Origin of the sequence: Pseudomonas sp. NFACC42-2, assembly GCF_900116055.1 — a bacterium.
Taxonomy (GTDB): Bacteria; Pseudomonadota; Gammaproteobacteria; order Pseudomonadales; family Pseudomonadaceae; genus Aquipseudomonas; species Aquipseudomonas marginalis.
The window spans coordinates 132491-144802 of the sequence record NZ_FOZO01000013.1; the positions used below are offsets into that span (position 1 = coordinate 132491).

Sequence of the window (12312 nt, forward strand, 5' to 3'; positions counted from 1 at the left end):
AAGGAGCCCTCGTGCCCATAGTTGAAATGGAACGTCGCCAGGTGGTGGTGATTGGTGCCGGGCCATCCGGCGCGATTGCCGCCGCACTGCTCAAACGCAAAGGGCATGATGTATTGATCATCGAGCGCCAGTATTTTCCGCGCTTCTCGATCGGCGAAAGCCTGCTGTCGCACTGCATCGATTTCATCGAAGAGGCCGGCATGCTCGACGCCGTGCAGGCGGCGGGATTCCAGGTAAAAACCGGTGCCGCGTTTGCCTGGGGCGAGCGTTACAGCGCGTTCGATTTCGGTGACACCTTCAGCAACGGCAAGCCCACTACCTTCCAGGTGCAGCGCGGCGAGTTCGACAAGTTGCTGGCCGATCAGGCCGCCCAGCAAGGTGTCGACATCCGCTACGGCGAAACCATCGTCGGCGTGGATTTCTCCGGTGAGTGCCGCTACCTGCATGTGCGCCGCGAGAACGGCAGCGAGTACCACATCAAGGCCAAGTTCGTGCTTGATGCCAGCGGCTACGGCCGCGTGCTGCCGCGCCTGCTCGACCTAGAGGCGCCGTCGAATTTCCCGCTGCGCCAGGCGGTGTTCACCCACGTTGAAGACCGCATCGAACACCCGGGCTTCGACCGCACCAAGATCCTGGTCACCACGCACCCTACGAAGCGCGACATCTGGTTCTGGACCATCCCGTTCAGCAACGGTCGCTGCTCGGTGGGTGTGGTCGCGGCCAAGGAGCATTTCGACGCGCGCGACGCGGACCTCGACGCCTGCCTGCGCGGCTTTATCGACGAAACCCCGAGCTTGTCCGGCGTGCTGGACAACGCCGTATGGGACACGCCGGCGCGCACCATCGGCGGCTACTCGGCCAACGTCAAAACCCTGCACGGCCCCGGCTTTGCGCTGCTGGGCAATGCGGCGGAATTCCTCGACCCGGTGTTCTCCTCCGGCGTGACCATCGCCATGCGCTCGGCGAGCATGGCCGCCGGCGTGCTGCATCGTCAGCTCAAAGGCGAGACCGTGGATTGGCAAACCGAGTTTGCCGAGCCGCTCAAGCGTGGTGTCGACACCTTCCGCTGCTATGTCGAAGGCTGGTATGCAGGCACCTTCCAGGATGTGATTTTCCACCCCGGCAGCTCACCGGACATTCGCCGGATGATCAGTTCGATCCTCGCAGGTTACGCGTGGGACGAACGCAACCCGTTTGTCAGCGAGCCCAAGCGGCGCTTGCGGATGTTGTCGGAAATTTGCGCGAGTGAACCGGTATGACGTCTCAATACCTGAGTAAAAACTACGTCGAAGAAACCAAGTTCGGCTTCTGGTTCCTGCGCAGCCATACCTGGCAGCACCATGTATTGCGCGTGGCAATCAACGACCTGCGCAGCCTGTTCACCGACCCGTTGCCCGAGGCGCCGGTGCTGCTGGACGCCGGTTGCGGCCAGGGCAAGTCATTCCAATACCTGCAGCAGGTGTTTGCCCCCGCGCGCCTGATAGGCCTGGATGCCGACCCCCACAGCCTGGAGCTGAGCAAGGCCGAAGCCGCGCGCCAGGGCCTGGCCATCGAATTGATCGGCAGCGACTGCGCCACCCTCGATGTGCCGGACGCCAGCGTCGACATCCTGTTCTGCCACCAGACCTTCCATCACCTGGTTGAACAGCATCGCGCACTCAAGGAGTTTTACCGGGTGCTCAAGCCGGGCGGTTACTTGCTGTTTGCCGAATCCACCGAAGCCTATATCGACACCTGGGTCATTCGCTGGCTGTTCCGCCATCCCATGCATGTGCAGAAAAGCGCCGAAGAGTACCTGCAGATGCTCCGCGAGCAGGGCTTTGAGTTCGGCCCGCAGAACGTTTCGTACCCCTACCTGTGGTGGAGCCGCTCCCGCGACTTCGGCCTGCTGGAGCGCTGGGGCCTGCGTAACCCGCCGCCGGTGGGCCAGCGTGAAGAAACCCTGGTCAACTGCGTGGCGCGCAAACCCCTGGCGAGCGCCGCACCATGATGCGCAGCCTGTTGATCGGTTGCCTGTTGCTGCTGAGCGCCTGCGCCAGCCAGCCGCCGCTGCCTGAAAAAAACCCGGCCCTGGCCTTGCCGCTACAGCTGCATGTGCAGCGCCTGGCGGAAGGCCAGAGCCAGGACTGGCTGCTGGTGATCCAACGCGAAGGCGGCGCAATCCGCTGGTCAATGATGGACCCCCTGGGCATTCCCCAGGCCCGGCAAAAACTGATCGATGGCCAGTGGCAGGCCGACGGCCTGCTGCCGCCCAATCCCCAGGCCCGCGAGCTGTTTGCCGCACTGTTGTTTGCCTTGACCTCGGCCGATGACGTACGCGCGCTCTACCCTGGCGCCCAGGCGATGGACCTCACGCGCACCCTGCCGGGCCATTGGCAGATCGTCTACCAATCGTCAGAAGTCTTCAGTGTGAACATGAGCGGCCAGCCCTTGAGCTACCGCATCACGCCACTCGGTGCCGCCCGATGAGCGCCTACCTCAATGCCCTCGGCGTGATTTGCGCCCTCGGCCGTGGCCAGGCCGCCGTCAGTCGCAGCCTGTTTGCCGGCGACTGCTCGGGGATGCGCGCCGAGAGCGGCTGGGTGCCGGAGCGCACGCTGCCGGTAGGCGGTGTGCACGGCGAGCTGGCGACCATCCCGGTGGAACTCGGCCAGCAAAGCAGCCGCAATAACCAACTGCTGCTGGAGGCGGCGCTGCAGATCGAGGGCGAGATTCGCCAGGCGATCCACCGCTATGGCGCCTCGCGGGTCGGGGTCGTGCTCGGCACCAGCACCTCCGGCATCGACGAAGCCAGCCGCGGTATCGCCCAGTACCTGCGCGATCAGCACTTCCCCAGCGACTACGACTACCAGCAACAGGAACTCAGCGCCCCGGCGAATTTTCTCGCCGACTGGCTGCAACTGAGCGGCCCGGCCTATGTGATTTCCACCGCCTGCACCTCCAGCGCCCGAGCCTTGATGAGCGCACAACGCCTGCTCGACCTGGGGGTGTGCGACGCGGTGCTCTGCGGCGGCGTCGACAGCCTGTGCAAGCTGACCCTCAATGGGTTCGGCGCGTTGGAAGCGGTGTCCAACGAACGCTGCAACCCGTTTTCGGTGAACCGCAACGGCATCAATATCGGCGAAGCGGCGGTGCTGTTCCTGATGACTAAAACGCCTGCGGCGATCGCCCTGTTGGGCAGCGGTGCGAGTTGCGATGCGCACCATATTTCCGCGCCGGAACCCACCGGCAAAGGCGCGTTGCAGGCGATGCGCAAGGCCCTGGCCAGCGCAAAAGTGCAGCCCGGGCAGATCGGCTACCTGAATCTGCACGGCACCGCCACCCAACACAACGATGCCATGGAGAGCCTGGCCGTCGCCAGCCTGTTCCCCGACGGCGTGGCCTGCTCGTCGACCAAACCCATGAGCGGCCACACCCTGGGCGCGGCCGGCGCGCTGGAAGCCGCGTTCTGCTGGCTGAGCCTGGCCCACGGCCGGGTGCCGCCCCATGTGTGGGACGGCCAGGCCGACCCTACGCTGCCCGCCCTGCAATGGGCGCAGGCGGGGGACACCTTGGAAAAACCCCGCCTGATGAGCAACTCGTTTGCCTTCGGCGGCAACAATGTCAGCCTGATAATCGGAGAGGCCCCATGACCGATTGGCCACTCGCCGAACTGCTGCCCCACGCGGGCGACATGATCCTGATCGACCAGGTGCTGTCGTTCGATGAAGAGCAGATTCACACCCGCCTCACCGTCAAGCCCGGCGGCCTGTTCAACCGCCCTGACGGCAGCCTGCCGGCCTGGGTCGGCATCGAGTTGATGGCGCAGAGCGTCGCCGCCTACGCCGGCTGCCGCGCCCGTCAAAAGGGTGAAGCGGTGGAGCTGGGCTTCCTGCTCGGCACACGCAAGTTCGAGTGCAACGTGGAACACTTCCCGGCCGGCGCCGAGTTGAACATCCACGGCCTGCGTTCCCTGGAAGACGACAACGGCATGGGTGTGTTCGAATGCCACCTCACCGGTAGCGGTATCCAGGCCAGTGCGCGCCTGAATGTATTTCGACCGCCCCAGGCGGCCAACTATTTAGATGAATCGAAGGACGAAACGCCATGACTGAACCCGTACTGGTCACCGGCTCCAGCCGTGGCATCGGCCGCGCCATTGCCCTGCGCCTGGCCCAGGCCGGGCATGACATCGTGCTGCATTGCCGCAGCGGTCGGGCCGAAGCCTGCGCGGTACAGGTCGAGATCGAGGCCTTGGGCCGCCAGGCGCGGGTGCTGCAATTCGATGTGGCGGACCGCGCCGCGTGCAGGCAGATCCTTGAAGCCGACGTTGAGCAACACGGGGCTTATTACGGCGTGGTGCTCAACGCCGGCCTGACCCGCGACGGCGCCTTCCCGGCCCTGTCGGAAGACGATTGGGACGTGGTGATGCGCACCAACCTGGATGGCTTCTACAACGTGCTGCACCCGGTGATGATGCCGATGATTCGTCGTCGCGCAGCCGGGCGTATCGTGTGCATCACCTCGGTCTCCGGGTTGATCGGCAACCGTGGCCAGGTCAACTACAGCGCCTCCAAGGCCGGCCTGATCGGCGCGGCCAAGGCCCTCGCCATCGAACTGGGCAAGCGCAGGATCACCGTCAACTGCGTCGCCCCCGGTTTGATCGACACCGCCATGCTGGATGAAAACGTACCGGTGGAAGAACTGATGAAGATGATCCCGGCACAACGCATGGGCACCCCGGAAGAAGTCGCCGGTGCGGTGAATTTCCTCATGTCGGCCGAAGCCGGCTATATCACGCGCCAGGTCCTGGCCGTGAATGGAGGCCTGTGCTGATGAAACGCGTCGTCGTCACCGGCATGGCCGGCGTGACCTCCCTGGGCAGCGACTGGGACACCATCGCCGCCAACTTCCGCGCCAACCGCAGCGGCATCCGACGCATGGACGAGTGGGAGCGTTTTACCGAATTGAACACGCGCCTGGCCGGGCCGGTCGATGATTTCGTCGTGCCCGCCCATTGGACGCGCAAGCAGCTGCGCAGCATGGGTCGCGTCTCGCGCCTGGCGGTGTGGGCGGCGGAACAGGCGTTGCAGGACGCGGGTTTACTCGGCGACGAGTCGATCAAGGACGGGCGCATGGGCGTGGCCTGTGGCTCGTCCACCGGCAGTACCGATGAGATCAAGGCCTTCGGCAATATGTTGCTGAACTCGGTGGCCGAGGGGCTGAACGCCAACTCCTACGTGCGCATGATGCCCCACACCACGGCGGCGAATATCAGCATCTTCTTTGGCCTCACCGGGCGGCTGATCCCCACGTCCAGCGCGTGCACCAGCGGCAGCCAGGGCATCGGCTATGCCTATGAAGCGATCAAGTTCGGCCGCCTGCCGTTGATGCTCGCCGGCGGCGCCGAGGAGCTGTGCCCCACCGAAGCCATGGTGTTCGACGCGCTGTATGCCACCAGCCTGAAGAACGACGCGCCGCAAACCAGCCCACGTCCCTACGACAGCGGCCGCGATGGCCTGGTGATCGGCGAAGGCGGCGGCATGCTGGTGCTCGAAGAGCTGGAACATGCACTGGCGCGGGGCGCGCATATCCATGCCGAGATCGTCGGCTTCGGCAGCAATGCCGACGGCCAGCACACCACCCGGCCGGAACAGAAAACCATGCGCCGCGCCATGGAGCTGGCCCTGGAAGATGCGGGCCTGGAGCCGGCCGCCATCGGCTACGTCAACGGCCACGGCACCGCCACCGACCAGGGCGATATCGCCGAAACCCAGGCCACCAGCAGCCTGTTCGGCAGCCGCATGCCCATCAGCTCGCAGAAAAGCTTCCTCGGCCACACCTTGGGCGCCTGCGGTGCGCTGGAATCGTGGTTCAGCATCGAGATGATGAACCGCGACCAATACGTGCACACCTTCAACCTGGACTCCGTCGACCCGCAATGCGGCGAGCTGGATTACCTGCAGGGTGAATTTCGCGAGATGCACCACGACTACGTGATGAACAACAACTTTGCCTTTGGCGGCGTCAATACGTCGCTGATCTTTCGCCGCTGGTCCTGACTTTTAATCGATTGGAGAATACGGAATGTCTTCCTTGCTACGCGCTACGCTGATCACCCTGGCCCTGCTGACCACCGCCGGCTGTACCAGCAAACCGATCCTCAACACCCAGCACGACCTGCCGGCCGACGCCCAGGTCAGTGAAGAGAAAATGAAAACGGTGATCGTCAACGCCCTGCAAAAACGCGAATGGACGGTGCAACGCCTGAGCCCGCAGCTGGTACAGGCCGAGATCACCGTGCGCAACCAGTACTACGCGGCCATCGACATCCGCTACACCCGCAACAGCTACGCCATCACCTACCGCGACAGCCGCCAACTGGGCTACAAGGACGGCAAGATCCATCGCAACTACAACCGTTGGGTGAACAACCTGGACAGCGACATCATGGCGGGATTGCGCAGCAATGGCATGAGTGGTGAGGCGGGGTCGGCAGCGCAGTTGTTCGAGCAGACGGGCACCTCAAAGTAAAACCAAAGCCAGGCACAACCGCTGTGGCGAGCCCGTTCACGGGGAGTTATTGCACCGCCTTGCGCGTCAATAACTCCACAAACGCCTTCGCCATCGGCGTTTGTGCGCCTTTGCGCTGCACCAGCCATACCGCCGTCACCGCCTCCTGATCCAGCAAGGTGCGATACACCACGCCATCGATCCGTATCCGTTGGTATGACGCCGGCAACACCGACACCCCCAACCCCGCCGCCACCAAACCGATAATGGTCATCGCCTCCCCCGCTTCCTGGGCGAAGTGCGGGCTGAAGCCGGCATCGCGGGCCAGGTTCAGCAGTTGGGCATACAGGCCACTGCCGTAAGTGCGCGGAAAAAACACAAACGGCTCCTGCGCCAGTTGCGCCAAGTGCAGGCCGCTCTCGCTGCCCTCCACCAACGGATGACCGGCATTCAACACAGCGACCAGCGGTTCGCGCATCAGCTCAATCACACTCAATGAGTCCGGCAGCGGCAGCGGACGCATCAGCCCAACCTGGATCGACTCATCCACCAGCGATTCGGCCACTTCGGTGCTGCTCATTTCCTGCAGGTTCAGGTGCACCGCCGGGAAGGCCTGGCGAAACGCGAAGATCGCCTGCGGAATCGTGGAGTTGAACGGCGCCGACGAGGTGAAGCCGATCTTCAGCTCGCCCAGCTCCCCCAACTGCGCGCGGCGGGCCACATCCGCCGCCTTGTCGACCTGGGCCAGCACCAGCCGCGCCTCGTGCAGGAACAGGCGCCCGGCCTCGCTCAGCTCGACCCGACGATTGGTCCGCTCGAATAACCGAGCCCCCACCTCCTGCTCCAGCGCCTGGATCTGCTGGCTCAATGGCGGTTGCGAGATGCCCAGCACCTGCGCGGCACGGCCGAAGTGCAGTTCTTCGGCAACGGCAATGAAGTACCGCAGGTGACGTAGTTCCATGCCAGCCTCATTAGGTCGTAAAAGCTATCAAACGGGTCGAACAATATATTGGAAAGAATCATTAGCCAGCTATATTCTTTTTTGCATTGCCAGTCCTGGCAGGCTTTTCCACCCCGAGGTCTCCGTGAAATCTGCTGTCGCTCCATTCGCCCAAGAAGTCCCGCCCACCGCCCTGGATGAGGTGGTGGCGCAGCTCAATGACGCGTACATCGAAAAAGGCACGCCGATGTTCATGCGCACGGTGCTGGCGCTGTTCTCCGGCGGCTTCGCCACGTTCGCCCTGCTGTATTGCGTGCAGCCGATGATGCCGGCGCTGTCCCATGAGTTCTCGATCAATGCGGCACAAAGCAGCCTGATCCTCTCAGTGGCGACGGCGATGCTGGCGCTGGGTTTGCTGATTACCGGGCCGATTTCCGACACCCTGGGCCGCAAGCCGGTGATGGTCGCCGCGTTGTTTTGCGCAGCGCTGGCGACCATCGCCAGCGGCCTGATGCCGTCCTGGGAAGGGATTCTGCTGATGCGTGCGCTGGTAGGCCTGTCCTTGAGCGGCCTGGCAGCCGTGGCGATGACGTACCTGAGCGAAGAGATCCACCCCCAGCACATCGGCCTGGCCATGGGCCTGTACATCGGCGGCAACGCCATCGGGGGCATGAGCGGACGCCTGATCATCGGTGTACTGATCGACTTCGTCAGCTGGCACACCGCAATGCTGATCATCGGCGCCCTGGCGCTGATTGCCGCCACGGTGTTCTGGAAAATCCTCCCCGAATCGCGCAACTTCCGCGCCAGCAGCCTCAAGCCACGCAGCCTGGTGGATGGCTTCGTCATGCATTTCAAGGATGCCGGCCTGCCATGGCTGTTCCTTGAAGCCTTCCTGCTGATGGGCGCGTTCGTGACAATGTTCAACTACATCGGCTATCGCCTGCTGGCCGACCCGTATGACCTGAGCCAGGCCGTGGTGGGCCTGCTGTCGCTGGTGTACCTCTCGGGCATCTACAGCTCGGCGAAAATCGGCTCCCTGGCCGACCGCCTCGGCCGCCGCCGCGTGCTCTGGGCCACCATCGTGCTGATGCTCGCCGGCATGGCCCTGACCCTGTTCACCCCACTGTGGCTGGTGGTGCCGGGCATGCTGATCTTCACCTTCGGCTTCTTTGGCGCCCACTCGGTGGCCAGCAGCTGGATCGGGCGCCGCGCGGTGAAAGCCAAGGGACAGGCGTCGTCGCTGTATCTGTTTTGCTATTACGTAGGCTCAAGCATCGCCGGGACAGCGGGCGGATTCTTCTGGCACTTCGGCGGATGGAACGGCATCGGCGCGTTTATCGTGGCGCTATTGATGGGTGCGTTGCTGGTGGCGTTAAAGTTGGCGAAGTTGCCGCCGCTGACCGCCCCTTGAACAACCGGCGCCTTGAACAACATCCGCGCCATCACCCGCTTGCCCCGGCGCTCATGCATGACTACGGCGCCGATATGCAGGACCAGCATCAGCAGCAACCCCACACACGAGAGCACATGCACACGGGTATACAGGGCGACGCGGGCCGGGTCGTTGTCGAGGGGGGCGATGGAGAGCAGGTTAAAGATATTGATCGGGCGATCCATCATCAGCACGCCGGTCGCCAACACCACGGCGAGCACCAGGTACATGGCCTTGTGAACCAGCAACGCCAGGTATTCCTGCGGCGTTCGCTTGACGGAAAAGTCCAGGCCGTGGGCAAAGGAACAATAGACCCGCAAGACAAACACCGGAATATAGACAGTGGTCAGCGACACATTGAAGAACGCCACCCACGCCTTGACCGAGGCGGGCACGCTGAATACCGCCACGAAAAAACCCGACAATAACGCCCACACAATAATGACAGCCGAAACCCAATGCAGCAGTTTCTGGCTCGTTGAATACGCTGAAGTGTTCATCCTGAGATCACCTGACAATGAACGCCATGCACTGGCGAGAGGAAGAGTCGGGTAGGATTTTTACCGAGGCGAGTTACCAGAGGCTGTAGGAGAAATCCCAAAGCACCCACACTACCAAGGCAGGACTTAACGAACGCTGAAACGCAGCGAATCCCCCTTCGCCAGGCAAAGGGGGATCCGATTCAGGCGGGAGTATTACGGGTGGTATTGCGCTGACAGCTCGTGCACGGCCTGCAGGAACGCACCCGCATGGTCCGGGTTCACTTCCGGAGTGATGCCATGGCCGAGGTTGAACACGTGGCCGCTGCCTGTGCCGTAGCTGGCCAGGATGCGGCCGACTTCGGTGCGGATCGCTTCCGGCTTGGCGTACAGCACGGTCGGGTCCATGTTGCCTTGCAGCGCGACCTTGTCACCGACACGACGACGGGCTTCGCCGATATCGCAGGTCCAATCCAGGCCCAGTGCATCCGCGCCAGCGTCGGCGATGCTTTCAAGCCACAGGCCACCGCCCTTGGTGAACAGGATGACCGGCACTTTGCGGCCTTCGTGTTCACGGATCAGGCCGCTGGCGATCTTGCGCATGTAGGCCAGGGAGAATTCCTGGTACGCCGCCGCCGACAGGTTGCCACCCCAGGTATCGAAGATCTGCACGGCTTGCGCACCGGCCATGATCTGGCCGTTGAGGTAGGAAGTGACCGACTGGGCCAGCTTGTCCAGCAACAGGTGCATGGCTTGCGGGTTGTCGTAGAGCATGGCCTTGGTCTTGCGGAAGTCTTTCGACGAGCCGCCTTCGACCATATAGGTGGCCAGGGTCCATGGGCTGCCGGAGAAGCCGATCAGCGGCACGCGGCCGTTCAGCTCGCGGCGGATGGTGCTGACGGCGTCCATCACGTAGCCGAGGTCTTTGTGCGGGTCGGGGATCGGCAGGGCTTCGATATCGGCCAGGGTGCTGATGACTTTCTTGAAACGCGGGCCTTCGCCGGTCTCGAAGTACAGGCCTTGGCCCATGGCGTCAGGGATGGTGAGGATGTCGGAGAAGAGGATGGCCGCATCCAGTTGCGGGTAGCGATCCAGTGGCTGCAGCGTGACTTCGCAGGCGAACTCCGGGTTCATGCACAGGCTCATGAAGTCGCCGGCGTGGGCGCGACTGGCGCGGTATTCCGGCAGGTAGCGACCGGCTTGACGCATCATCCACACAGGGGTGACGTCCACGGGTTGCTTGAGCAGGGCACGAAGGAAACGGTCGTTCTTGAGGGCAGTCATGTCGGCATCCGCAAAAAAAGTGCGGGCATTTTCTCAGAGCGCGACGCAAAAGGCACGGCAAGAGCGGTGCCTTTTGTCTATCGGGTTGATTTACGACAATATCTTGAACCTGCGCAAATCAAATGTGGGAGGGGGCTTGCCCCCGATTGCAGTGTGTCAGTCTCAGAATCTGTCACTGAACCACCGCTATCGGGGGCAAGCCCCCTCCCACATTTTGATCCCATTTCAACCTGGGATCAGGGTTAAACGTTCAGGTAGTCCAGGATCCCTTCGGCGGCATTGCGGCCTTCGAAGATCGCCGTCACCACTAGGTCAGAGCCGCGCACCATGTCGCCACCGGCGAAGATTTTCGGGTTGCTGGTCTGGTGCTTGTACTGGCCTTGTTCCGGGGCGACAACGCGGCCCTGGCTGTCGGTCTGGATCTCGAACTGCTCGAACCACGGCGCCGGGCTTGGACGGAAGCCGAAGGCGATGACCACGGCGTCGGCCGGGATGATCTCTTCGGAGCCCGGGATCGGCTCGGGGCTGCGGCGGCCACGGGCGTCCGGTTCGCCGAGACGGGTCTCGACCACCTTCACGCCTTCGACGCGGTCTTCACCGACGATGGCGATCGGCTGGCGGTTGTAGAGGAATTTCACGCCTTCTTCCTTGGCGTTCTTCACCTCTTTGCGCGAGCCGGGCATGTTGGCTTCGTCACGGCGATACGCACAGGTCACCGACTTGGCGCCCTGGCGGATCGAGGTACGGTTGCAGTCCATCGCGGTGTCGCCGCCGCCGAGGACCACGACCTTCTTGCCTTTCATGTCGACGAAATCTTCCGGCGACTTTTCAAAGCCCAGGTTGCGGTTGACGTTGGCGATCAGGAAGTCCAACGCGTCGTAAACGCCCGGCAGGTCCTCACCGGCAAAGCCGCCCTTCATGTAGGTGTAGGTGCCCATGCCCATGAACACCGCATCGTATTCGGCGAGCAGCTGCTCCATGGTCACGTCTTTGCCGATCTCCGTGTTCAGGCGGAACTCGATGCCCATGCCGGTGAAGACTTCGCGGCGATTGCTCAACACGGTCTTTTCCAGCTTGAACTCGGGGATGCCGAAGGTCAGCAGGCCGCCGATTTCCGGGTTCTTGTCGAACACCACCGGGGTCACGCCGCCGCGCACCAGTACGTCGGCACAGCCCAGGCCCGCCGGGCCCGCACCGATGATCGCGACACGCTTGCCGGTCGGCTTGACCTTGGACATGTCCGGACGCCAGCCCATGGCGAACGCGGTATCGGTGATGTACTTCTCCACCGAACCGATGGTCACCGCGCCGAAACCGTCGTTCAGGGTACAGGCACCCTCGCAGAGACGGTCCTGCGGGCACACCCGGCCGCAGACTTCCGGCAGGGTGTTGGTCTGGTGGGACAGCTCGGCGGCAGCGAGGATGTTACCCTCGGCCACCAGCTTGAGCCAGTTGGGAATGAAGTTGTGCACCGGGCACTTCCATTCGCAATACGGGTTACCGCAACCCAGGCAGCGGTGGGCCTGATCGGCCGAATGCTGGGGTTTGAAGGGTTCGTAGATTTCCACGAACTCTTTCTTGCGTTGACGCAACAGTTTCTTCTTCGGATCTTTGCGCCCGACATCGATGAACTGGAAGTCGTTATTCAGACGTTCAGCCATGTTAAAACCTCATCAAACTCT

12 protein-coding genes and 1 pseudogene are annotated in these 12312 nt (G+C 63.0%); 9 read left to right on the forward strand and 4 right to left on the reverse strand.

Translation table 11 applies throughout. The annotated features are described in order from the left end of the window. The first annotated feature begins 11 nt into the window (after window positions 1–11). The 8 genes from BM416_RS21485 to BM416_RS21520 are packed head-to-tail and all read left to right on the forward strand — an operon-like array spanning window position 12 to window position 6513. Complete coding sequence (locus tag BM416_RS21485) at window positions 12–1259, forward strand: NAD(P)/FAD-dependent oxidoreductase (RefSeq protein WP_092489383.1); 1248 nt, start codon at window positions 12–14, stop codon at window positions 1257–1259. Then, a complete protein-coding gene (locus BM416_RS21490; protein WP_092489384.1) occupies window positions 1256–1990 on the forward strand; it encodes a class I SAM-dependent methyltransferase in 735 nt (244 codons plus the stop codon). Before BM416_RS21485 ends, BM416_RS21490 begins: the two co-directional genes overlap by 4 nt. Then, complete coding sequence (locus BM416_RS21495) at window positions 1987–2469, forward strand: hypothetical protein (protein ID WP_092489385.1); 483 nt, start codon at window positions 1987–1989, stop codon at window positions 2467–2469. The genes BM416_RS21490 and BM416_RS21495 overlap by 4 nt, the downstream gene beginning before the upstream one ends. Further along, entirely contained in the window at window positions 2466–3632 is a 1167-nt protein-coding gene (locus BM416_RS21500; RefSeq protein WP_092489386.1) for a beta-ketoacyl-[acyl-carrier-protein] synthase family protein, read from the forward strand. Before BM416_RS21495 ends, BM416_RS21500 begins: the two co-directional genes overlap by 4 nt. Then, the gene (locus tag BM416_RS21505; protein WP_065940800.1) at window positions 3629–4090 is read left to right on the forward strand and encodes a hotdog family protein; all 462 of its coding nucleotides are present in this window, start codon (window positions 3629–3631) and stop codon (window positions 4088–4090) included. The genes BM416_RS21500 and BM416_RS21505 overlap by 4 nt, the downstream gene beginning before the upstream one ends. Continuing rightward, window positions 4087–4815 carry a 3-oxoacyl-ACP reductase FabG gene (gene fabG, locus BM416_RS21510; RefSeq protein ID WP_092489387.1) on the forward strand — a complete coding sequence of 243 codons (729 nt, stop codon included), beginning with the start codon at window positions 4087–4089 and terminating at the stop codon, window positions 4813–4815. Before BM416_RS21505 ends, fabG begins: the two co-directional genes overlap by 4 nt. Further along, window positions 4815–6041, forward strand: a complete 1227-nt coding sequence (locus BM416_RS21515) for a beta-ketoacyl-ACP synthase (RefSeq protein WP_027604993.1) — start codon at window positions 4815–4817, stop codon at window positions 6039–6041. Before fabG ends, BM416_RS21515 begins: the two co-directional genes overlap by 1 nt. 25 nt (window positions 6042–6066) lie before the next feature. Next, window positions 6067–6513 carry a hypothetical protein gene (locus BM416_RS21520; RefSeq protein WP_092489388.1) on the forward strand — a complete coding sequence of 149 codons (447 nt, stop codon included), beginning with the start codon at window positions 6067–6069 and terminating at the stop codon, window positions 6511–6513. A gap of 46 nt (window positions 6514–6559) precedes the next feature. On the opposite strand, the gene BM416_RS21525 is transcribed toward BM416_RS21520, so the two are convergent. Beyond that, window positions 6560–7453 carry a LysR family transcriptional regulator gene (locus BM416_RS21525; protein ID WP_092489389.1) on the reverse strand — a complete coding sequence of 298 codons (894 nt, stop codon included), beginning with the start codon at window positions 7451–7453 and terminating at the stop codon, window positions 6560–6562. 172 nt (window positions 7454–7625) lie between these two features. On the opposite strand from BM416_RS21525, the gene BM416_RS21530 reads away from it, so the two are divergent. Further along, the gene (locus tag BM416_RS21530; RefSeq protein ID WP_370671259.1) at window positions 7626–8846 is read left to right on the forward strand and encodes an MFS transporter; all 1221 of its coding nucleotides are present in this window, start codon (window positions 7626–7628) and stop codon (window positions 8844–8846) included. 26 nt (window positions 8847–8872) lie between these two features. Here the strand turns inward: BM416_RS21530 and BM416_RS21535 are convergent. From BM416_RS21535 to BM416_RS21545, 3 genes and pseudogenes are all read right to left on the reverse strand, one after another. After that, window positions 8873–9367 (reverse strand): annotated as a pseudogene (locus BM416_RS21535) (cytochrome b/b6 domain-containing protein); the annotation flags it as partial. A 195-nt stretch (window positions 9368–9562) separates the two neighbouring features. After that, window positions 9563–10630: a uroporphyrinogen decarboxylase gene (gene hemE, locus BM416_RS21540; protein WP_092489390.1), complete on the reverse strand. Its 1068-nt coding sequence runs from the start codon at window positions 10628–10630 to the stop codon at window positions 9563–9565. Window positions 10631–10872: 242 nt separating this feature from the next. Beyond that, the gene (locus tag BM416_RS21545) at window positions 10873–12291 is read right to left on the reverse strand and encodes an FAD-dependent oxidoreductase (RefSeq protein ID WP_092489391.1); all 1419 of its coding nucleotides are present in this window, start codon (window positions 12289–12291) and stop codon (window positions 10873–10875) included. Window positions 12292–12312 lie beyond the last annotated feature (21 nt).